This window comes from Sandaracinus amylolyticus (genome assembly GCF_021631985.1).
GTDB classification, from domain to species: Bacteria; Myxococcota_A; Polyangia; order Polyangiales; family Sandaracinaceae; genus Sandaracinus; species Sandaracinus amylolyticus_A.
This window is the reverse complement of the sequence record NZ_CP070225.1, coordinates 3240018-3260893: the sequence shown is the minus strand read 5'-3', so window position 1 is coordinate 3260893 and position 20876 is coordinate 3240018. Positions and strand designations below refer to the sequence as shown.

Genomic DNA, 20876 nt, shown 5'->3' with positions numbered 1-20876 from the left:
CGCCGTGCGTGACTAGGGCAGCTCTTGGGTCGTGCCGATCGCGGGGCGCAGATCCGCGCGCAGGCGCTGGTTGCCCTGCGCGGTGAACTCGAGCCGTCGATCCTCGTAGCCGGGCGCGCGGATCTCGAGCACGTGGGTGCCGCCGCGACGCACGCGCAGCGGGAGCGTCGCGCCGGGCAGGCCGTCGAGGCGGAGCTGCGCGCCGGGCGGCACTCCGTCGACCTCGACCAGCACCCAGTCGCGCACGCCGGGCGCTTCCGGGGTCTCCGGCGTCGTGGGCAGCACGGGATCGCCGGTCGCGACGTCGGTGCTGGCGCGATCGACGCCCTCGCCGGGCCGCACGATCACGCGCACCGCGGTGACGATCCCGACGAAGAGCACGAGGCCGACGATGCCGAGCACGATCGCGCGGCGGGTCCCGTCGGGGAGCTCGCTCCAGCGACCCCCGAGGCCGGTCGCGGGCGGCGCCTTCGAGACCGGCGTGCTGATCGGCGCGCGCGCGGGCGGATCGGAGCGCGGCATCGGCGGCGTCGATGCGACGGGCGGGATCGCGCGCGGGATCGCGTCGCTGCTCGCGCGCGTCGCGGCCATGCGCGGAGTGCTCGTCGACGACACGCCGGCGCGCGGTGCTTCGCGCTGCGCGGGGATCGCTCGCTTGGAGACGGCGCGATCGATCGGGCGAGGCTCGGTGCGCTCGACGCGATGATCGGTGCCGCTGCGATCGCTCGCGTTGCGCTCGATGATGATGCGGTGCTGTCCAGAGCGCGAGGGAAGGGCGGTCTCGTCGATCTCGAGCGAGGGCGCGCCCGACGAGAGCGGATCGTCGAGCGCGTCGAGCCCACCGAGGCTCGTGCTGCCGCTCTTGCTCTCGAGGCTCAGCGGCGGACGCGCGGGCGCGCGCGGCTTCGGGGAGAGACCCTCGAGCTCGTCGCCGACCGCGAGATCGAACGAGCTCGAGCTCGGCGCCTCACGCGGTCGAAGGGTCGAGGTCGCGGGCGCGGGGCGCGGCGTGGGCGTCGGGGTGCGGGGGACGTCGCTCGGCTTCGCGAAGCTCGCGGACGCCGCGCGTCGCGGTGCCGGCGACGAAGCAGGGCGCGCTGCGGCGCGCAGCTCCTCGAGCAGCTCGCGCGCGGTCTGCGGGCGCTTGTCGCGATCCTTCTCGATCGCGCGGAGGATCACGGCCTCGACGCGCTCGTCGACGATCGCGCCGCGCTTGCTCGGCGGCACCGGCTCTTCGTCGAGGATGACGCGCAGCAGCTTGTTGTAGTTGGGCGCGTCGAAGGGCACGTCGCCGACCAGGCACTCGTAGAGCACGACGCCCGCGCCGTAGACGTCGACGCGGCGATCGAGCGTGGTCTCGCCCATCGCCTGCTCGGGCGACATGTAGTGCGGCGTCCCGAGGACCGAGCCCGTCATCGTGAGCTTGGCCTGCGCCTCGTCGTCTTTGTGCGAGATGCCGAAGTCGAGGATCTTCACGATCTCGCCGCGACGGCCCGCGGGCACGAGGTAGATGTTGTCGGGCTTGAGGTCGCGATGGACGACGCCGTGCTGGTGCGCGGCCTCGAGCGCCTCGAGGAGCATCACGCCGATGCGCACGACCTCGTCCTGCGAGAGGCGCTTCTTGCGATCGATGCGCGAGCTGATCGTCTCGCCCTCGAGGAACTCCATCACGAGGAAGGGCAGGCCTTCTTCGGTCTGATCGAGGTCGAGGACCTCGACGATCCCTTCGTGCTGGATGGCGCTCGCGGCGCGCGCCTCGCGGCCGAAGCGCTGGACGACGTTCACGTTCGAGAGGAAGCGCTCGTCGAGCACCTTGATCGCGACCTTGCGCCCGGTGACGACGTGCGCGCCGCGCCACACCGTGCCCATGCCGCCCTGACCGAGCTGGCCGTCGATGCGGTACTTGCCGAGGAGAGTGCGTCCCGCGAGGTCCACGCGCCGGGTGGAGGGTATCGCACGGGCGCGGTGAACCGGAAGTGAAAGGGCCTCGTGGGCCGGGCTCCGTCGCGCGTGTCTCGCGCGACCTCCGACGGCTCACCGAGGCGAGCTGACGCTCACACGTTCGGGTGACGCCCTCACGCCTTCCACTCGACGCGGAACACGTCGTGGGCGTCGCCGAGCGCTTCGCACGACGTCAGGGTCACGTCGCACTCGCGCACGCCGCTCTGGCGGATCGCCGCGCGCAAGACGCCTGCGACGAAGCCCGAGAGCTCGAGCGAGGGCTGCGCCTGATCGCGCACCGCGAGGCGCGCCGAGCGCATGTCGCGCTCGAGGACCATCGCCGTCCCCTGGCGCGTGATCCGCGACCAGACGTACGGGAAGCCATCGATCAGCGCTTCGACGACGATCGGGCTCGGCAGATCGGGCAGCAGCCTGCGAAGCCCGCGGTGCGCGACCGCCTCGGTGATGTCGGTGAGCATCGAGAGATCACCGTGCCCCGCGATTGCGTCCGCCGCGCTCACGATCTGCGCGAACAGCCCGATCGGGACGCCCGTCGCGAGGTGCAGCTCGGTGTTGCCCGATCCCGGCAGCAGATCGTCGACGCCGGGCACCTCGGCCGCGAGCTGCGACCACGCGTCCTCGCCGAGCCTCCGGTAGATCGCCTCGATCGTGAGCAGCACCGGCAGCAGGTGGATCTTCGCCGCGCCCTCCGGGACCGTGCGCTGACCGTGGCGCGTGGTGCGGCGCATCGACAGCCAGTGCAGGTCCGCGGCGAGCGGATCCTGCGGCGTCGGCATCTCGTCGCGCGGCCTGCGGCCCTCGCTCGGCACGAGCAGCGACACCGCCTGCATCAGCACGTCGACGTCGGGGAACCGCTCGTCGGGATCCTCCGCGGTCGCACGCTCGATCGCGCGACGCGCGGTGTCGGGCACCGGATGCATCGACTGGGTGCGCCCGGTGATCAGGTGCCGGAGCATCATGCCCACCGAGTAGATGTCGCAGCGCGGATCGAGCCCCGCGCTCCCACGGCGGATCTCCGGCGCGATCCACGGCGTGTAGGGGATCTCGCCGGGCGGCGCCGGCTCCGCGAGGAACGCGGCGCGCTCGAGCGCGCGCAGCTTCACCGGCTCGTCGTCGTCTCCGCGCGCCGGGAGGACCACGACGTTCTCGGGGCCGAGCCCGCGCACCACGACTCCGGCGCGATGCATCGCGCGGATCGCCTCGAGCGCGCCGAGCACGATGCGCCCCGCGCGCACCGCACCGATGCCGCTCGGCGCCTGCGTCAGCAGCTCCGACACGCGCGTGCCGCGCAGCGCCTCGTAGACGACGTAAGGACGACCTTCGGGATCGGTGCCCGAGTCGACGACGCTCTGGATCGCGGCGTGCGACACCGAGCCCATCGCGCGCGCCTCGCGCAGCAGTCGCTCCGCTTCGGGCCCCGGCCACGGGACACCTTGCGCGAGCGTCTCCAGCTCGACCTGGCGGCGGATGCCGGTGTGCTCGGCGAGGAAACGAACGGTGTCGGTGCCACCGTCGAGGGTCTCGATGAGGCGGAACTTCCCGTCCACCACCCGCGGCATCGACGGTGGTCTCGCGGAGCTGCGGGACACGGGGGTGACGATATCACGCGGTCTCGCCATCGCACCCACCCCGCGTACGACGGTCGTTCCGCCGGTCGATCGGTACACGGTCATGGCTCGTTCCACGTCGTGCCCCTCTCTTGGCGTCTATGGCCGCGTTCCGTCCGTCCTTGACCCCACCTCCGCGCGCGAGCGTGCATCGTGTACCGTCCGAGGCGCATGCATCGCCTCACATCGTTCCTCGCGCTCCTCGTCGGCGCGCTCGCGCTGGTCGCGTGCGAAGAGGGCGCGCAGCACGCGCAGCACGAGATCATCCAGACCCACGCCCCACGCGTGCAGGAGATCGTGCGCGAGGACCTGCAGCGCGGCGTGCGAGGCGTGGAGGTCGCGGGAACGAAGCTCGCGCCTGGATTCCTGGTCGAGGATCCCGAGCGCCGAGAGCGCGAGATGCGGACCGCGCTCCATCTGCTGCGCCAGCCGCCGCGCGGGATCCAGGAGCTGATGATCTCGCCGATCTCGTTCGTCGCCGCGGTCGACGCGAACGGGATCGTGGTCGCGCGCGACGCCGAGCCCGACCCGATGGCGGGCTTCGACGCGCGCGAGGCGTTCCCGATGGTGCGACGCGCGCTCGAAGAGGGATGGTCGGGCTACGAGCTCGAGCAGTTCCCCGCGCTGATCCCCGATCAGCCGCCGTCGCAGACCGTGCTCTACGTCGCGCCGGCGCGCATGCGCGACGGGCGCATCGTGGGCGCGGTGCTCGCGGGCACGCCGCTGTGGCGCACCGCGCAGCGCCTCGGTCGTCAGCTCCAGGCGGATCAGGCGAGCGACATCAACCAGGGCCTGATCCTCTGGGTCTACCTCTATCGCGGCGATCAGCTCCACCACCACGGCACGCCGGCGGACCTCGACACGATCGTCCCCGACGCCGCCGCACGGAACGCCGGTCTCGCGCGCAGCCCGGGCGGCTTCACCGGCGAGGTCGCGCAGTTCGGTCGCTGGTACGCGTACGGCGTGGTGCCGCTCCCGCGCATCGCCGACGACGTCGGCGCGGTGATCTTCCGCAGCGATCCTCCCTGAGCTACTCCAGCTTGCCGCCGCGGCCTGCGCCTCCGACGAAGCGCATCACGGCGGCGATCATCTCGGGGTCGGCCAGCGATCTCATCCCGTGCTGCAGCTCGTTCGCGAGCGCGGCGTCGATCGACATGCCGTCCTGCTCGTACGCGCTGAGGCGATCCTCGCGCATGCACGTCTGCGGGAAGCTCGCGATCTGCTTCGCGAGCGCGACCGCTTCCTCGCGCGCGCGTCCCTTCGCGACGACCCGATTCGCGAGGCCCATCGCGAGCGCTTCCTGCGCGTCGACCGCGCGCCCGGTGAGGATCAGATCGAGCGCGCGCCCGAGCCCCACGATGCGCGGCAAGCGCACCGTGCCTCCGTCGATCAGCGGCACGCCCCAGCGACGGCAGAACACGCCCATCACCGTGTCCTCTTCGACCACGCGCAGATCGCACCAGAGCGCGAGCTCGAGCCCACCCGCGACCGCGTGCCCCGCGATCGCCGCGACCACCGGCTTGCGCAGCAGCATGCGCGACGGCCCCATCGGTCCGTCGCCGTCGGGCGCGATCCGATTCGGCGTGCCGCGCGAGAACGCCTTCAGATCCGCGCCCGCGCAGAACGTCCCGTGATCCCCCGCGAGCACCGCGACGCGCGCGCTCTCGTCGGCGTCGAACGCGCGGAACGCATCGGCGAGGGCCTCCGCGGTGATGCGATCGACCGCGTTCTTCGCCTCGCGACGATCGATCACGACGATCGTGATCTCCCCGTCCTTCTCGACGCGCACCATCACGCTCCTCCGTTCAACGATGCAGCGCGGTCCAGCGCAGCTCGACTCCGTCGCTGCCCGCGAGCTGCACCACCGGCGCGTCGCCGTCGAGCTCGACGCTGCGCACCCGGCGTCCCGCGACCATCGTCCCGTTCGTCGACGCGCAGTCGTAGAGCATCACGCGCCCGTCGATCTCGATCACGACCGCGTGCACGCGCGAAACACGGATCGTCAGCAGCGCCTTCAGCCCCGCGTCGCACTTGTCGGCGCGACCCACGAGCACACCCGCGCCGAGCGCGCGACGGCCCACGGTGATGCGCGCGCGCTCTCCGTCACGTGCCGCGCCGAGCAGCCCCACCGCATCCGGCGCGGCGCTCGCGCTCGCGATCTCCTCGACCATCGTGATCGGGCGCGGCAGCGCTGTGATCACGGTGCGCGATCGACCCACCGCGGCCTCGCGATAGGGCCCGTGCCCGTGCGAGACGCTCGCCGACACATCCTGCGAAGCCGCGTCGATCGACGACGCATCGACGCGCTCCGAGCGCGGCAGATCGTGGGGCGGCGAGGGCTGTCCCGCGCCGATCGGAAAGCCTCCGATCACGTAGCGCCCGAGCCGCACCGCGAACGGACCCTGCGCGAGCAGCGAGCGCTGCGCCGAGTCGTCGTCGAGGTGCATCGGCATCGAGCCCTGCAGATCGACGAGCCGCAGCCCCGCGCCGCCCTCGACGTGCGCCGGCACGATCAACAAGTGCCGCAGCGAGAGCTCCGCGTCGCCCGCGAGCACCACGTCGCACGCCGAGTGTCGGCCCACGATCAGGTGCGCATCGCGCGCCAGCGCGAAGTCGCGGAACCCGTTCTCGCCGCGCCCCGTCCAGAAGAGCCGATACGCCGCGCGCGCATCGCTCGGCGCGATCAGCGAGAGCGCGGGCACGAGCGACGACCACGCGCTCGCGAGCGCGTGGCTCGGAAGTCGCGGCTCGTCGCGACCCATGCGCATCTCGGTTCCGACGTTCGGCGCACCGCGCACCGCGTCGATCCGAGAGCCGCGCGAGTCGTCCACCGCACCGAGCGTAGCAGGCTATACCAGCGGACATGAGCGACCCCGCGAAGCCGAGCGCGCCGCGATGGCGTCGTTGGATGCTCGAGGCGCTCGTCGTGATCGCGATCTTCGTCGCGGTCCGCGCGTGGCAGACGCGCGATCTGCCGAGCGGCCCTGCGCCCGCCCTCGACGCGCGTGATCTCGCGGGCACGCCGGTCTCGCTCGAGGACCTCGAGCGCCCGGTGATCGTGCACTTCATGGCGAGCTGGTGTGGCGTGTGTCGCGCCGAGGAGCCGAACGTCGCAGCGATCGCGCGCGATCACGACGTGATCGCGATCGCCACGACGTCCGGCTCACCCGACGAGGTGCGCGCGTGGATCGAGTCCGAGACGGAGCTCGGCGCGACGCGCATCGTCGCCGATCCACGGGGCACGCTCGCGCAGCGCTGGGGCGTGCGCGCGCTCCCGACGAGTTTCTACGTCGACCGCGAGGGCGACATCCGGCACGTCGAGGTGGGCTACACCACCGAGCTCGGAATGCGCGCCCGCGTCTGGCTCGCGGGTTTTTGACTCCACCGGAGCGCTCGCGCGGCGCGGGCGAGCCGGGTCGTTCGCGAAATCAGACGGGCTGATCGGTGGTGGCCACCGGCGCCGTCGTGGCGGGCGCCTCGGCCGCGGGCTGCTGCTCGTCGAGCTGCTTCGCGAGGTTCCCGAGGAGCTCCGACGTGGTCCTCAGCGTCTCGGCGCTCGTCCGCAGCGCGGCGCGCCCGACCTCGAGCCCGTAGACCGCCCAGAGGCGGCCGATGCGCACCACGTTGCCCACGCATTGCTCGATCGTCGCGTCGCGATCCTGGCTCTCGCTCGTCATGTTCCATCCTCCTCTGCGAGACCGCTCGGCAGCAGCTCGCACTCCGGCCCGAGGAGGACCCTCGGGCCCGGCTCTTCGCGCACCCCACGGCACGCCTTGGTCCCCTTGCGCAGCGTCCGGCCGCACCCGGTGCAGGTCGAGTCGGCGACGAGCACCAGCGACTGGAAGCCGATCACGCCCTCGAGCGAGACGCTCGACGCGGGGCACGCCGGCCCTTCGGTCGAGGCGCCGTTCGCGCTGCGCGAGGGCCGCGCGACCGCAGTGCTGCGCAGCGCATCGCGCTGCACGCGGAGGCGCTCTGCGATGCCGTGGAGCTCGCCCTCGGCGCGCTGACCGACCGCATCGACGGCATCGAGCGCGTCCTCGAGGATCGCGCGCACCAGGTTCGACACCGGCATCTTGAGGTTCGTCGCCAGGCGCTTGAGCTCCTGCTCGAGCACGGCGGGCACCCGCGTGTGGAGCACGCGTTCCTTCTTCGCGCGCTCGGCGGGCTCGTCCGCGGCATCGGCGGAGGAGGTCGTGGGCTCGTCGTCGCGCTCGGCGGTCACGAGCCAGGTTCTGTGTCACGCCGTGATTCGCGTCAAGAAAAAATCGTCACACGGCGTGTTACATCCGCAGGAAAGGTCGACGAAACGCGTGTGTCACGCGGTGATCAGCACTCGACGGGGGCGACCTCGTAGGTGATCGAGCCGCCGTCGATGCCCTCGATCGTCACCCGGTACCGCTCTCCGGCCGCCGGGCTCCAGCCCATCGGGCGGAACGAGACGGTGCTCGGTCCGTAGCCATCGGCCGGGTGATCGACGCTCACCTCGAGCTCGGCTCCGTCGCTCACCCGCACCACGCGCACCGAGGCCGCGCGCATCGAGATCGAATTCGAGTGGAACGACCAGTCGCCGCGCAGCGCCTCGCGCGGGATCGGCCCGGGGCTCGGCCACGAGGTCCACGCGCGCGTGCTCGAGCCCGAGCCGTCGAACACCCCGAGGCACTGCGCGTTGCCCGCGAACCCGACCCCGACGCGCCCGAGCGGGCCGTTCAGCACCCATCGGCGATGTCCGAGGCTCGGCACGCCCGAGTCGTCCATGTAGAGATCGATCGCGTCGCCGGGAGAGCCCACGCCGAGCGCGAGGTTCGACGAGCCCGCGCCGTTCGCCCCCGCCATCGACCAGCAGGTCCACGACATCGGCGGCGCGTGATCGAGCTGACCATTGCGCGTCATCAGCACCGCGCAGGCCTGATCGTTCGCGTGCTGCGCGGGATCGTCGGTGACCGGCGCGAGGCCGACCATCCATCGGAAGAGGTTCACCCGGCGCAGCGTGTCGTCGATCGCGTCGCGCGTGAGCGAGCCGGGCGCGCACGAGTCGCCGGGCACCTCGTTCCAGGGATCGCTCGCGTTCTGGACGTGCCCTGCCGCCCACGCGTCGCACACCTCGGTCGCAGTGCGGCCGGCGGGATCACCGGCGGGGATCGCGGTGCAGACCCCGCCGCCCGAGTCGAGGAAGCCCGGGGTGCACACGCAGGTGCCGGTGGTCGGCTCGCAGCGCGCGTTCGCGCCGCATCGCACGGTGAGACAGGGATCGGGCGTGCCGCCGTCGGGCATCGCGACGCCCGTGTCGACGATCGTGCCGCCGTCCTCGCGCGCCGTCGCCGCGTCGGTCCGAGGGCCTGGGCCGCCGTCGACGTCGGGCTCGACGCGCGGTGGGTCGCCTCCGCTGAGCGTCCCGTCGCACCCGAGGAGCGTGGCGATCGCGAGCAGGAGCGCGCCCGAGCGTCGATGGGTCACGTCGACCTCCGAGCGCGCAGGATATCCGTGTTTCTTCGGTCTTTGCGACGGGCTCTCGCTCTGCTACACGACGAGCCGCATGCGCGTCCTGTTGGTCCTTCTCGCGCTCGGCACGCTCACGATGCTGCCCGGGTGCCCCTTCTTCACGCGCGCCGATCGCGAGGCGTCGCCGGCGGCCGCTCCTTCCGAGCCCGCGGGGCACTGACGTGGCGCCGACCACGACGCGCCGCGGAAGCGCGCTGATCGCCGCGTGCATCGTGTCGACGATCGCGCTCGTCGCGCTCGACATCGGCACCAAGACGTGGGCCGAGAACGCGCTGAGCGCGGAGCGCACCGGCGAGCGCCCCGAGGTGTGCGCGTCCGACGAGGACGGGTACATCCGGTACCAGCGCGCGCGCCGTCCCGGGCTCGTCGTCATCGAGGACGTGTTCGAGCTCGAGTACGCGGAGAACTGCGGCGCGGCGTTCGGTCTGCTGCGCAACGCACCGACCGCGCTGCGCACCACGATCTTCGGCATCGCGGCGACCGCGGCGACGATCGTGCTGCTGTGGCTCTTCATCCAGGGCCGCGGTGGGCCGTGGTTCGCGTGGAGCGTGCCCTTCGTCGTGTCGGGCGCGCTCGGGAACCTGATCGACCGCATCCGCTACGGGTACGTCGTCGACTTCATCCACTGGCACTGGCGCGACGAGTTCGACTACCCGACGTTCAACGTCGCCGACATCGCGATCACGATCGGCGTGGTGCTCCTCTTGATCGACGGCTTCCGTCGCGAGGAGCCGGCGAAGGTGGACGAGAAGGCCGCGCCGGCCGCGAAGACGAAGACCGCCGAAGGGGCGGGCGACCAGCGCACTGGCGATCCGCGGGAAGCGGCCGGAGAATGACGGCCGCGTGATCTCGACCTTCGACGGGCGCCTGATCGCGGCGGTCTGTGTCGTCGTGCTGCTCGGCGCGCTCGGCGTCTGGAGCATCCGCCGCGATCTCGATCCGAAGCCGGTGCTCGGGGGCGCGCTCCTGGTCGCCCTGGGCGCGATCGCGGCACACGCGTTCGACGAGCCGATCCCCGCGTACTTCACGATGCTCATGGCGGCGTTCGCCGCGTGCACGTGGTTCGCGGTGCGGTGGGCCAAGCGCGAGAAGCGCGACCACGACGTGCTGATCGATCTCGCGCTGATCTCGCTGATCACCGGGGTCGCGGGGTCGCGGATCGCGCACGTGCTCTTCGACGGGTTCTTCATGGACTACGTGCACCTCTGCACGGACCCGTCGCAGGTGGCCTGGCACATCACGCCGGAGCAGTGCGCGAGCGAGTCCGTGCAGGGCGCGTGGGACGCGGCCGCGAACGTGTGCAGGCCGACCGAGGCCGACTGCTTCGCGTGGGCGCGGTTCTGGGCCGGCGGGCTCACCTGGTACGGCGGGATGGTGCTCGGCATCGGGTACGCGATGTACTTCCTCAAGAAGGAAGGCTTCCCGCGCATCAAGACGCTGGACCTCGCGGGGATGATCCTGCCGCTCGGGCTCTTCTTCGGGCGGCTCGGGTGCTGGTTCGGAGGGTGCTGCTTCGGTCAGCCGACCGACGCGTGGTTCGGCGTGTCGTTCCCCGCGTGGTCGCCCGCGAGCGAGGCGCAGTGGCGCGCGCACCTGCTCGAGCATCCGTCGCACCCCTCGCTGCCGGTGATCCCGACGCAGCTGCTCGAGGCGGGTGGGTCGCTGCTGATCGCGTTCGCGATCATCGGGTGGCTCGAGCCGCGGAAGCGCTTCGACGGGCAGGTCTTCTGCGTGTCGATGATCGCGTATGCGGTGCTGCGCTTCGTGCTCGAGTTCTTCCGGGCCGACGATCGTGGCGGGGTCGGGGCGCTGTCGACGTCGCAGTGGGTCGGCGTGGTGATCGTGGTGGCTGCTGCTGCGTTGTGGCCGGTGTTGCAGCGGCGGAGCTCGGCGATGCTTCGCGCGGGGTGAGGCTTCGGCGGGGCGGGGGGCACGGGGGCCTCGCTAGTCATCGCGGATCTCGGGCGATCGCGGTAAGGCGTCGGGTGGCGGGGTCGTCCGCGTCGTGAGCGCTTCGCGCTCCCTCTGCGGACCGCGCAGGAACCTGGTCGGCGTCGGGAGGCCGCTGCGGGATCGCTCGGCCCCCGTGCCCCCCGCCCTGCTGGTGAGGTCTCGGCCGCGCGCGGAGGGGAGGGCGCGGCTCTCTTCGTGGTGGAGGAGAGCGCGTGGTCGCCCGAGTCCGCTTCGCGTCCTCGCTCGACCACGCGCGGACCGACTCGCCTTCGGCTTCGTGAGCCGAATTGGGCGGGCTCGCGCTCCGCGCCTCGCCCGATGAGTCGTGGTGGATGTGGAGCGACGGCGCGGGAGCGACGGCGCGGAGCTCACACGGTTCGTGCTGGCATCGCCCATCGTGAGCCGAATGGACGGGCTCGCGCTCTCGCGCGCGAATGACGACCTCGAGATCTCGCGCTCGAGATCACTCGCGCTGCCGATTGCAGCTGTCTCGGAGGCTCGCGCTCCACACCCAGCCGGGCACCGGTGCGTCGATGCGCACCCAGCTCCCGCGTCGCTCGCGCGGAGCCACGACGGTTCCGTTCTCGAGGTCGCCGACGATCGCGGAGCGCGACGAGCGCTCGGCGCGCACGTGCAGCGGCGGGGCGGGATCCTCGACGCGGACCGGGCAGACGACGGTGCCGCTCGGCGCTCGAGGCGCATCCTCCGCCTCCAGCGCGAGAACGCGCTGGATCTGCGCGCGCATCGCGGGAAATCGAGCGCCGGCGCCGCCCGGGCCGAGGAGCTCACCGCGACGCCAGCCGCGCTCGGCGCTCGATCGCAGGGAGTGCCCGCCGATGCGCACCTCGTCGTCCAGCGCCGTCGCGACGTCGGGGGAGCAGCTCCAGCGATCCTCCTGGTCGACGTACCGGCAATTCGCCTCGACACGCCTCTCGATCGCTCCGTCGGCGATGTCGTCGTCGTCGGGGCACTCCTCGACGCGCTCACGGCCGCTCACCGTCGGAACCAGGCGCCCGTCGTCGCGCGCCGCGAAGCGGATCTGCACCCGACGTTCGAGCACGCTCTCGGCGCAGGAGCTCCCCCAGCTGTCGACCTCGAGCTCGACCTCGAGCTGGAGATGGAGATCGCGAGCATCGAGGAAGAACGCCGACCGCACCCGCAGGTCGGCGGGGTGCTCGGGCGGCATGTGGAGCGGCATCGGGGCAATCGTCTCGACGACCGCGCGGATCTCGGGCGCGCCGTCCCCGTCGAGGTCGGACACCGAGAGCTCGCTCTGCCGCGCGCTGGGCTCACACGCGTGCGCGACGAGCTGCTGCGCGCGCGCGATCGCGAAGACGCCGGGGCGCTCCTCCTCGACGACGGCGATCCCGATGCTCCTCACCTCGCACAGCTCGCGCAGCGCGAGCGCCTCGGTCGGCGAGAGCTCGATCCGACAGCGGAGCTCGCCCACCGCCGTGTCGCGGTCCCGGCAGAGCTCACCACCATCCGCCGCCTCGAGGCTGACCTCCGCCCCCAGCCGCGCGAGCACCGGCGCGATCGAAGGATCCCGCGCGAGGAGCGCAGCGCGGTCGAACGCGCTCTGGTCCCACGCGTAGAGCACGACCGCCTGCGCCGCTGCGAGAGGCGCCTGCTGCAACACGAGGAGCGCCGCTGCGTCGGGCCGCGCGTCGCCCGCGGCGTGGTGGACGAGCATCGCCTCGAGCGCGGTCGAGGCGGTCGCGCGCGGCGGGGGTGCCGACGGCGGTGGCTCGGCGGCCTCGGCGGCGGCGGGGCGCTCCGGCTCGATCGTGGCGCTCGGCGGCTCCACCGCGGTGCCGGAGCATCCGCACGCCAGGGTCAACGAGGTGACCACTGCGAGCAGGCGCGCGTCTCGCGAGGGCGTGGACATGCCCCGAACGTCTAGTCGATCCGGCCCGACACCGTGCCCGGCGTGCACTTACGATCGCTTCGCGGTCGGGCCGGTCGTCGCCCCCCTTCCGCGCCTCTCCTCGCGCGTGCGAGCCTCCATCGCATGCAGATGCCCACTCCCGATCTCTCGTCGTCGCGCCTCGACCCACTGGGGCGCTTCCACCTTGCCGCTCTCCGTCGTGCGGGCGCGGCCTTCGCGGATCTCGTCGCGTCGTTCGAGCCGGTGCATGCGGCGCTGGTGGCTGCCGCCGCGGTCCGCGCCTCGGCCGAGCTCGCGATGATCGAGCCCCGCGTCCTCGTGCGCTTCGCCGAGCGCGAGGTCGAGCTCGAGCTGCGCGCCCTCCGCAGCGCCGCCGAGGCCCTCGATCGCGGCCGCGGCGGGGAGATTGCGAGCGCGATCTTCCCGGCGGGGATCGCCGCCGAGGTGACGCCGCGCGCCGCCGCTCAGAGCGCGGCCGCCCGCCGCGTCCTGCAGCGCCTCACCGCCTTCGGCGCCGCCGAGCCGCTGCGCGCCGAGCACCTGCCCCGCCTCACCAACGCCGTGGCGAGCCTCGACGCAGCGCTCGCCGCCCGCGCGACCGCCGCCCAGGCCTTCGGACAGGCCTACGCGAACGAGCTCGCGACCCGCGACGACTTCTGCCGCGCGTACGACGTGTCCGCGAGCGTCATCCGCCAGCGCTTCCCGCGCGATCGCGAGCAGCAGGACCTCTTCTTCGATACCGTGCGCGCGCCCCGCCGCGGGCGCGACGAGGACGACGACGCGGGCGATCGCCCGCCGCCCGCCGCGGGGTGATCCCCGGGTGGTCGATCCGCGCGATCGACCACCCGCGCGCTTCCCGGCGGGTGTGTCCGTCCGCGATCACCCACCCGCGCGTTTCCCGGTGGGTGTTTCGCGCGCGAGCAACCAATCCGCACGCTTCCGGGCGGGTGTGTCCGTCCGTGATCACCCACCCGCGCGCTTCCGGGTGGGTGTTCTCGTCCGTGATCACCCACCCGCGCGCTTCCGGGTGGGTGTTCTCGTCCGCGATCACCTCCCCGCACGCCCGCCGGCCGGTGCTCTCGTCCGCGATCACCCACCCGCACGATCGCGACGCGCGAGCTCGGCGTGGTGCGCCAGACCACCGCGCGTTGCGCGCGCGCGGACTGACGCGCGTTCGTCTATCCTCGCGCGCGATGCACGCTCGCTTGCTGTTGGTGCTCTCGCTCTCGGTCCTCGTCGCGTGCGGGGACGACGATCCAGCCCCCTCCGACGCCGGCTTCGACGCGAGCGACGTCGGGCGCGCCTGCGACGACGACGACGACTGCGACGACGGGCTCTTCTGCACCGGCGCCGACCGCTGCGTGAACCAGGTCTGCACGATCACTCCCGCGTGCGAGGCGGACGAGACGTGCAGCGAGGACGCGGACGAGTGCGCGCCCTCGTGCTCGCTCGATCCCGACGTCGACGGAGACGGCGCGGAGCGCTCCGAGTGCGGCGGCGACGACTGCGACGACCAGGACCCGCGGCGCTTCCCGGGCGGCGTGGAGATCTGCGACGCGGAGGGCGTCGACGAGGACTGCGATCGCACGACCTACGGCGCGCGCGACGTCGATCGCGAGGGGCTCGACGACATGCGCTGCCGCAACGAGATCGGCGGCGAGATCACGAGCCGCGGCGAGGACTGCGACGACGCGCGCCGCGCGGTGCAGCCGGGATCGCCCGAGGTCTGCAACGGGCTCGACGACGACTGCGACGGCGCGATCGACGAGACGGTGTCGGTCGCGGGCTTCGCCGATCTCGACGTCGACGGCCACGGCGATCCCGACGCGCCGATGCGCGCGTGCCCGGGCACGCGACGCTTCGCGCTCGAGGGCGACGACTGCGACGACACGAACCGGATGCGCCACGGCGCGATGCCGGAGCTCTGCGACACCGTCGACAACGACTGCGACACCCGGGTGGACGAAGCGACGGTCGCGGTGCCGTGGTACCCCGACACCGACGGCGACGGCTTCGGCGTGCCCGGCGGATCGACGGTCTCGTGCACGCCGGTCGCCGGCGCGTCGATCTTCCCGCTGGACTGCGCGGGCGCCGATCCGATGCGCCATCCCGCGGCCGACGAGGTCTGCAACGGCATCGACGACGACTGCAACGGGCTCGCGGACTTCGTGCTCGGCACGAACGACTGGGAGGACGACGACGAGGACGGCTTCGCCGACGCGGCGTGCGGCGCGGCGATCGAGGAGCCCGACTGCGACGACGGCGATCCCCAGGTGAGCCCGCGCGCGGGCGAGCGCTGCGGCAACTACGGCGACGACGACTGCGACGGGACCGTCGACGACGGCTGCGCCGCGATCCCCGACGGCGGCGTGCGGATGGACGCGGGGCCGCCCGACGGCGGGTGGTGCGGCGCGGACGTCGCGAGCGATCCCGACAACTGCGGCGAGTGCGGCCTGCGCTGCCGCGCGCGCCCCTACGCCGACGCGATCTGCGAGGACGGGCTCTGCGGGATCACGTGCGACGCGGATCGCGCCGACTGCAACCGCATCGAGCCGGACGGCTGCGAGGTCCGCATCACCGATGATCGCTTCAACTGCGGTGGCTGCGGGGTGCGCTGCGCCGACGATCAGGCGTGCGTCGGGCGCAGCTGCGTGCGCGGGACGTTCCGGAGCTCGGGCGAGGACGGCGCGTTCGATCCCGAGGCCGACGTGGTGCTCGATCCCGGCGTCTACGACTTCACGACGATCCACGTGCGCGCCGGCGTGACGGTGCGGGCGCGCGGCACCGGCGTCCTCGATCTGCGCGCGACCGGGAACGTGGTGATCGAGGGATCGATCGACGTGAGCGGCGGCGCCGGCGGCACGGGCATCACGGCCGGCGTGCCCGGGGCTGGCAACGGCGGCGGGGGCGCGACCGGACAGACCACGGCGGGCGCGACCGGGACGACGTCGATGTGCCAGCCCGGCGGCGTGGGCGGGATCGGGCCCTCGGGCGTCGACGCGTCGACGACCAATGCGTGCGGGCTCGGCGGTCAGGCGGGCGGCGGCGCCGGCGGGTACCAGTACATCTGCGGCGGCGGCGGCGGCGGGAGCGCGGGCGGCGGCGGCGGTGGCGGCATCAGCTGCGCGGGCGGCGCGGGCGGCGGGCCCGGCGGCGGCGCGGGTGGAGCGCTCAGCGGGGTGGCCTCGGCGTGGCCGGGCGTGGGCGGCGCGCTCGCGCTGGGCGCGCCCTACGCCGGCACGAGCGGCGTGCCTGGCGGCACGGCCGCCGGCGGCGGCGGTGGATCGATCGGCGCCGATGCGGCGGCGGATCTCGCGGTGGCGACGACGTTCCGCCCGGGCTCGGGCGGCGGCGGCGGCGGCTTCGGGCACTTCTCGGGCTCACTCGTCGGCGGCAGCGGAGGGGGCGGCGGAGGGGGCGGCGCGGTGCGGATCGCGTCGGCGACGCGCATCGAGATCCGCTCGACGGGCGCGGTGCGCGCCGACGGCGGGCGCGGCGGCAACCAGAACCAGTTCCTCGCGGGCGGCGGCGGCGGCTCGGGCGGCGTGGTCTATCTCGCGGCACCGGAGCTCGTGCTGCGCGGAACGGTCAGCGCAGCCGGCGGTGCAGCCGGCGGCGGCGGCGGCGGAAACCCGGCGGGCGGGCCGGGTGGCGCGGGCGGGATGGGCCGCGTGCGCATCAGCGTGAACCCCGCCACGTGCGAGATCAGCGGGACGGTGCGCCCGGCGGCGCCGATGCTCTGCGAGGCGACGGGCGCGGTGCCGGGCCGCGCGTACGTCGGTCGATATCCGGACTGAGCTCGGCTCGCGCGCGCAGGCACTCAGCTGGACCGAGCGGGCGCGCGTGAGGCGTGGGGGCGTGATAGATCCACGCCCCCATGCCTTTCGAGCCGGTTCCGCAGAAGGTCTCGTTCCCCGATCTCGAGCGCCGTTTCCTCGACCTCTGGCAGCGCGAGCGCATCTTCGAGCGCTCGGTCGAGTCGAGCGAGGGCAAGCCGCCCTTCGTCTTCTTCGAGGGCCCGCCGACCGCCAACGGGATGCCGCACCCGGGTCACGTGCTGACGCGCGTGATGAAGGACGTGTTCCTGCGCTACCGCAGCATGACGGGCTGGCACGTCCCGCGGCGCGGCGGCTGGGACACCCACGGTCTGCCGGTCGAGGTCGAGGTCGAGAAGGCGCTGGGCATCAGCGGGCGACAGGCGATCGAGGCGTACGGCGTCGAGGCCTTCACGCATCGCTGCATCGAGAGCGTGTTCCGCTACATCGACGAGTGGCGGAAGATGACCCAGCGCATCGCGTTCTGGGTCGATCTCGACGCGGCCTACGTCACGTTCCACAAGCCGTACGTCGAGAGCGTGTGGTGGGCGCTCAAGACGCTCTTCGACAAGGGCCTGCTCTACCAGGACTACAAGATCGTCTGGTGGTGGCCCCAGGGCGGCACCGCGCTGTCGGCCGGTGAAGTCGGCCAGGGCTACAAAGAGGTCGACGATCCCTCGGTGTTCGTGCGCTTCCCGCTCTCGGACAGCGGAGCGGGTGCGGAGAAGACCTCGTTCCTCGCGTGGACGACGACCCCGTGGACGCTGCCGAGCCACATCGCGCTCGCGGTGCACGAGGACTTCGACTACGCGGTCGTCGAGGTCGAGGGCGAGCGGCTCATCCTCGCGCAGGCGCTGATCGGCAAGGTGCTCGGCGACAAGGAGCACCGCGTCGTCGAGACCAAGAAGGGCAAGGCGCTGCTCGGCACGAAGTACGTGCCGCCGTTCTCCTACGCCGAGCCCGAAGGCGGCCCCGCGCACCACGTGATCGCGGCGGACTTCGTCACGCTCGAGAGCGGCGCCGGCATCGTGCACGTCGCGCCCGCGTTCGGCGAAGAGGACTTCAAGGTCTGCAAGCAGCAGGGCCTCGGGTTCCTCCAGCTCGTTCGCCCGAACGGCACCTTCGACGAGCGCGTGACGGACTTCGCGGGTCGCTTCTGCAAGGAGGCGGACCGCGACATCATCCGCAATCTCCGGCAGCGTGGACTCTTGTTCAAAGAGGAAGTCTATCGCCACCAATATCCCTTCTCGTGGCGGCGCGACACCGATCCTCTGATCCAGTACGCGCGGCGCAGCTGGTTCATCCGGACGACGCAGGAGATCTCCCGCGTCATCGAGAACAACCGCACGATCCACTGGGAGCCCGAGCACATCCAGGAAGGTCGCTTCGGCGAGTTCCTGCGCAGCAACGTCGACTGGGCCCTCAGCCGCGAGCGCTTCTGGGGCACGCCGCTGCCGATCTGGATCAACGACGTCAGCGGTCGCATGGAGTGCATCGACTCGGTCGAGCAGATCCTCGCGAAGAACCCGCGCGCGTTCGATCACTGGCGCCGCGCGAAGGAGGCCAATCCGTCGCTCAGTGATCACCTGATGGTCCACAAGCCGTGGGTCGACGAGGTGACCTGGGAGAACCCCGGTGAGCCCGGCGTCTATCGCCGCGTGCCCGAGGTGATCGACTGCTGGTTCGACTCGGGCTGCATGCCCTTCGCGCAGCACGGCTATCCGCACCAGAACAAGGCGCAGTTCGAGCGCGAGTTCCCCGCGGACTTCATCACCGAGGCGGTCGATCAGACGCGCGGCTGGTTCTATTCGCTGCTCGCGATCAGCACGATGCTCTTCGAGAAGGAGGGCTATCCGCACCCCTTCAAGAACTGCGTGGTGCTCGGCCTGATCACCGACGAGAAGGGCCAGAAGCTCAGCAAGAGCAAGAAGAACTACAAGGACCCGGGAGAGATGTTCGATCTCTACGGGGCCGACGCGGTGCGCTGGGCGCTCTACGCGCAGAGCGTCCCGGGCCAGACGAACCGCTGGTTCGAGGGCGGCGCGGTCGAGGCGATCAAGGAGTTCCTGCTCAAGGTCTGGAACGTCTACTCGTTCTTCGTGACCTACGCGTCGATCGACGGATGGACTCCGTCGATGCCGCGCCCCGCGGTGTCGGAGCGACACGACTTCGATCGCTGGATCCTCGCCGAGCTCGATCAGACGGTGCGCGACGTGCGCGGCAGTCTGGAGGCCTATCGCACGCACCCCGCGGCGCGCTCGCTCTCCGACTTCATCGAGTCGCTGTCGAACTGGTACGTGCGGCGCAGCCGCGCGCGCTTCTGGGCGTCGGGTGCTCTGTTGTCCGAGGAGGCCGCGGACAAGCGCGCGGCGTTCGCGACGCTCTACGAGGTGCTCGTCGATCTCGCGAAGCTGATCGCGCCGTTCACGCCCTTCCTCGCGGAGTCGCTCTACCAGAACCTGGTGCGCACCGACGATCCCGAGGCGCCCGCGAGCGTGCACTTCACCGACTTCCCGAAGCCGCACGACGAGCGCCGCGACGACGCGCTGCGACGCGACATGGCGGCTGCTCGCGCGATCGTCGGGCTCGGCGCGCGGGTGCGGGCACAGGGCAAGCTCAAGGTGCGTCAGGCGCTCGCCGAGGCGATCGTGGTCGTCACCGACGAGTCGGATCGCCGCACCGTCGAGCGCTTCCAGGACGCGATCGTCGACGAGCTCAACGTCGAGAAGCTGAGCTTCACGAGCGAGCCCGAGAAGATCGTGCAGTTCCAGCTCGTGCCGAATTTCCGCGCGCTCGGGCCGAAGCTCGGCAAGCACGTGCCCGCGTGCAAGGCCGCGCTGGGCAAGGCGGACGGCAGCGCGCTCTATCGCGAGCTCGAGTCGAACGGGAAGATCGTGCTCGCGCTCCCCGAGACGACGATCGAGCTCGAGGCGAGCGAGGTCGAGATCCGGCTGAGCGCGAAGGAAGGCTTCGCGGCGGCGAGCGATCGCGGCCGCGTGGTGGTGCTCGACACGCACGTCGACGACGCGCTGCGCCGCAAGGGCATGGCGCGCGAGGCGGTCAGCAAGATCCAGGGCGCGCGCAAGACGATGGACCTCGCGTTCGACGCGCGCATCGCGCTCGCGTGGGAGGCCGAGGGGGAGCTCGCGCAGGCGCTCGGCGAGCACGGCGCATACGTCGCGGGCGAGGTGCTCGCGACGCGGATGGATCGCGGCATGGGCGCGGGCACGAAGCACGAAGCCGACGTCGATGGCGCCAAGCTGACGTTCTGGATCGAGGTGGCGACGTGACGGCGAAGATCATCGACGGCAAGGCGATCGCGGCGGAGGTGAAGGCCGAGGTCGCGGAGCGCGTGAAGGCGTTCGTCGAGAAGCACGGGCGCGCGCCCGGGCTCGACGTGGTGCTCGTGGGTGACGACCCCGCGAGCCAGGTCTACGTCGGCAGCAAGGAGAAGCAGGCGGGCACCGTCGGCATCCGCGGTGCGGTGCATCGCATGCCGAGCGACACGACCCAGGAGGCGCTCGAGGCGAAGGTGCGCGAGCTGAACGCCGCGCCCGACGTCGACGGGATCCTCGTGCAGCTGCCGCTGCCGAAGCACCTCGACTCGCAGCGTGTGATCGACGTGCTCGAGCCGGGCAAGGACGTCGACGGGCTCACGCCGATCAGCACCGGCTTGTTGTGGAGCGACCGTCCGGGCCTGCGTCCGTGCACGCCGTGGGGATGCATGCGCCTGCTGCAGCACACCGGCATCGAGCTCGAGGGCGCGCGTGCGGTGGTGATCGGGCGCAGCGCGCTGGTGGGCAAGCCGATCGCGGCGATGCTGCTCGCGAAGAACGCGACGGTGACGCTCGCGCACTCGCGCACGAAGGATCTCGCGGCGCGGGTGCGCGAGGCCGACGTCGTGATCGCGGCCGTGGGCAAGGCCGAGCTGGTGCGCGGCGACTGGATCAAGGACGGCGCGGTCGTGATCGACGTCGGCATCAACCGCAGCGCGAGCGGGAAGCTGATCGGCGACGTCGAGTACGCGGGCGCGGCGGAGCGCGCGTCGTGGATCACGCCGGTGCCCGGCGGCGTCGGGCCGATGACCATCGCGATGTTGCTCTCGAACACGGTCGACGCCGCGGAGCGACGCGCGTCGTGGTGAAACGG

General features: G+C 72.2%; 17 protein-coding genes. 9 read left to right on the top strand and 8 right to left on the bottom strand.

Annotated features, from left to right (window positions below; all coding sequences use genetic code 11):
* Positions 1–12: 12 nt before the first annotated feature.
* Both I5071_RS13490 and I5071_RS13485 read right to left on the bottom strand, forming a co-directional pair.
* On the bottom strand, positions 13–1935 hold the full coding sequence (locus tag I5071_RS13490) for a serine/threonine-protein kinase (RefSeq protein ID WP_236605849.1): 1923 nt from the start codon (positions 1933–1935) through the stop codon (positions 13–15).
* A 140-nt stretch (positions 1936–2075) separates the two neighbouring features.
* Positions 2076–3521 carry a protein kinase domain-containing protein gene (locus I5071_RS13485; protein ID WP_236605848.1) on the bottom strand — a complete coding sequence of 482 codons (1446 nt, stop codon included), beginning with the start codon at positions 3519–3521 and terminating at the stop codon, positions 2076–2078.
* Positions 3522–3740: 219 nt separating this feature from the next.
* On the opposite strand from I5071_RS13485, the gene I5071_RS13480 reads away from it, so the two are divergent.
* The gene (locus I5071_RS13480; protein ID WP_236605847.1) at positions 3741–4598 is read left to right on the top strand and encodes a hypothetical protein; all 858 of its coding nucleotides are present in this window, start codon (positions 3741–3743) and stop codon (positions 4596–4598) included.
* Between the two features lies 1 nt (position 4599).
* On the opposite strand, the gene I5071_RS13475 is transcribed toward I5071_RS13480, so the two are convergent.
* Positions 4600–5364: a crotonase/enoyl-CoA hydratase family protein gene (locus tag I5071_RS13475; RefSeq protein WP_236605846.1), complete on the bottom strand. Its 765-nt coding sequence runs from the start codon at positions 5362–5364 to the stop codon at positions 4600–4602.
* A 10-nt stretch (positions 5365–5374) separates the two neighbouring features.
* On the bottom strand, positions 5375–6400 hold the full coding sequence (locus I5071_RS13470; RefSeq protein WP_236605845.1) for an FHA domain-containing protein: 1026 nt from the start codon (positions 6398–6400) through the stop codon (positions 5375–5377).
* 32 nt (positions 6401–6432) lie between these two features.
* Here I5071_RS13470 and I5071_RS13465 point away from each other — a divergent pair, with 32 nt between their 5' ends.
* A complete protein-coding gene (locus tag I5071_RS13465) occupies positions 6433–6948 on the top strand; it encodes a redoxin domain-containing protein (protein ID WP_236605844.1) in 516 nt (171 codons plus the stop codon).
* Positions 6949–6997: 49 nt separating this feature from the next.
* On the opposite strand, the gene I5071_RS13460 is transcribed toward I5071_RS13465, so the two are convergent.
* From I5071_RS13460 to I5071_RS13450, 3 genes are all read right to left on the bottom strand, one after another.
* A complete protein-coding gene (locus I5071_RS13460) occupies positions 6998–7246 on the bottom strand; it encodes a hypothetical protein (RefSeq protein ID WP_236605843.1) in 249 nt (82 codons plus the stop codon).
* A complete protein-coding gene (locus tag I5071_RS13455; RefSeq protein ID WP_236605842.1) occupies positions 7243–7794 on the bottom strand; it encodes a hypothetical protein in 552 nt (183 codons plus the stop codon). Before I5071_RS13455 ends, I5071_RS13460 begins: the two co-directional genes overlap by 4 nt.
* A gap of 104 nt (positions 7795–7898) precedes the next feature.
* Positions 7899–9026, bottom strand: coding sequence for a CAP domain-containing protein (locus I5071_RS13450; protein ID WP_236605841.1), 1128 nt, complete (start codon positions 9024–9026; stop codon positions 7899–7901).
* Positions 9027–9105: 79 nt separating this feature from the next.
* Here I5071_RS13450 and I5071_RS46605 point away from each other — a divergent pair, with 79 nt between their 5' ends.
* The 3 genes from I5071_RS46605 to I5071_RS13440 are packed head-to-tail and all read left to right on the top strand — an operon-like array spanning position 9106 to position 10982.
* On the top strand, positions 9106–9231 hold the full coding sequence (locus I5071_RS46605; RefSeq protein ID WP_268921228.1) for a hypothetical protein: 126 nt from the start codon (positions 9106–9108) through the stop codon (positions 9229–9231).
* A 1-nt stretch (position 9232) separates the two neighbouring features.
* Positions 9233–9907: a signal peptidase II gene (lspA, locus tag I5071_RS13445; RefSeq protein ID WP_236605840.1), complete on the top strand. Its 675-nt coding sequence runs from the start codon at positions 9233–9235 to the stop codon at positions 9905–9907.
* A 7-nt stretch (positions 9908–9914) separates the two neighbouring features.
* Positions 9915–10982, top strand: coding sequence for a prolipoprotein diacylglyceryl transferase (locus I5071_RS13440; protein ID WP_236605839.1), 1068 nt, complete (start codon positions 9915–9917; stop codon positions 10980–10982).
* 505 nt (positions 10983–11487) lie between these two features.
* On the opposite strand, the gene I5071_RS13435 is transcribed toward I5071_RS13440, so the two are convergent.
* The gene (locus tag I5071_RS13435) at positions 11488–12960 is read right to left on the bottom strand and encodes an SH3 domain-containing protein (RefSeq protein ID WP_236605838.1); all 1473 of its coding nucleotides are present in this window, start codon (positions 12958–12960) and stop codon (positions 11488–11490) included.
* Between I5071_RS13435 and I5071_RS13430 the strand changes: the two genes are divergently transcribed.
* The 4 genes from I5071_RS13430 to folD all read left to right on the top strand — a co-directional run bounded on the left by I5071_RS13430 (position 12946) and on the right by folD (position 20871).
* On the top strand, positions 12946–13725 hold the full coding sequence (locus I5071_RS13430; RefSeq protein WP_236605837.1) for a hypothetical protein: 780 nt from the start codon (positions 12946–12948) through the stop codon (positions 13723–13725). The genes I5071_RS13435 and I5071_RS13430 overlap by 15 nt on opposite strands.
* Before the next feature lie 380 nt (positions 13726–14105).
* Complete coding sequence (locus tag I5071_RS46600) at positions 14106–16709, top strand: MopE-related protein (protein WP_268921227.1); 2604 nt, start codon at positions 14106–14108, stop codon at positions 16707–16709.
* 80 nt (positions 16710–16789) lie between these two features.
* Positions 16790–20017, top strand: a complete 3228-nt coding sequence (gene ileS / locus I5071_RS13415; protein ID WP_236605836.1) for an isoleucine--tRNA ligase — start codon at positions 16790–16792, stop codon at positions 20015–20017.
* A complete protein-coding gene (folD, locus tag I5071_RS13410) occupies positions 20014–20871 on the top strand; it encodes a bifunctional methylenetetrahydrofolate dehydrogenase/methenyltetrahydrofolate cyclohydrolase FolD (RefSeq protein WP_236605835.1) in 858 nt (285 codons plus the stop codon). The genes ileS and folD overlap by 4 nt, the downstream gene beginning before the upstream one ends.
* Positions 20872–20876: the final 5 nt, after the last annotated feature.

Bases quoted from the DNA above. Each gene is read 5' to 3' on its own strand.
- I5071_RS13485 (WP_236605848.1), bottom strand. From the start codon at position 3,521: ATGCCGCGGGTGGTGGACGGGAAGTTCCGCCTCATCGAGACCCTCGAC.
- I5071_RS13480 (WP_236605847.1), top strand. From the start codon at position 3,741: ATGCATCGCCTCACATCGTTCCTCGCGCTCCTCGTCGGCGCGCTCGCG.
- I5071_RS13465 (WP_236605844.1), top strand. From the start codon at position 6,433: ATGAGCGACCCCGCGAAGCCGAGCGCGCCGCGATGGCGTCGTTGGATG.
- I5071_RS13460 (WP_236605843.1), bottom strand. From the start codon at position 7,246: ATGACGAGCGAGAGCCAGGATCGCGACGCGACGATCGAGCAATGCGTG.
- I5071_RS46605 (WP_268921228.1), top strand. From the start codon at position 9,106: ATGCGCGTCCTGTTGGTCCTTCTCGCGCTCGGCACGCTCACGATGCTG.
- I5071_RS46600 (WP_268921227.1), top strand. From the start codon at position 14,106: ATGCACGCTCGCTTGCTGTTGGTGCTCTCGCTCTCGGTCCTCGTCGCG.
- ileS (WP_236605836.1), top strand. From the start codon at position 16,790: ATGCCTTTCGAGCCGGTTCCGCAGAAGGTCTCGTTCCCCGATCTCGAG.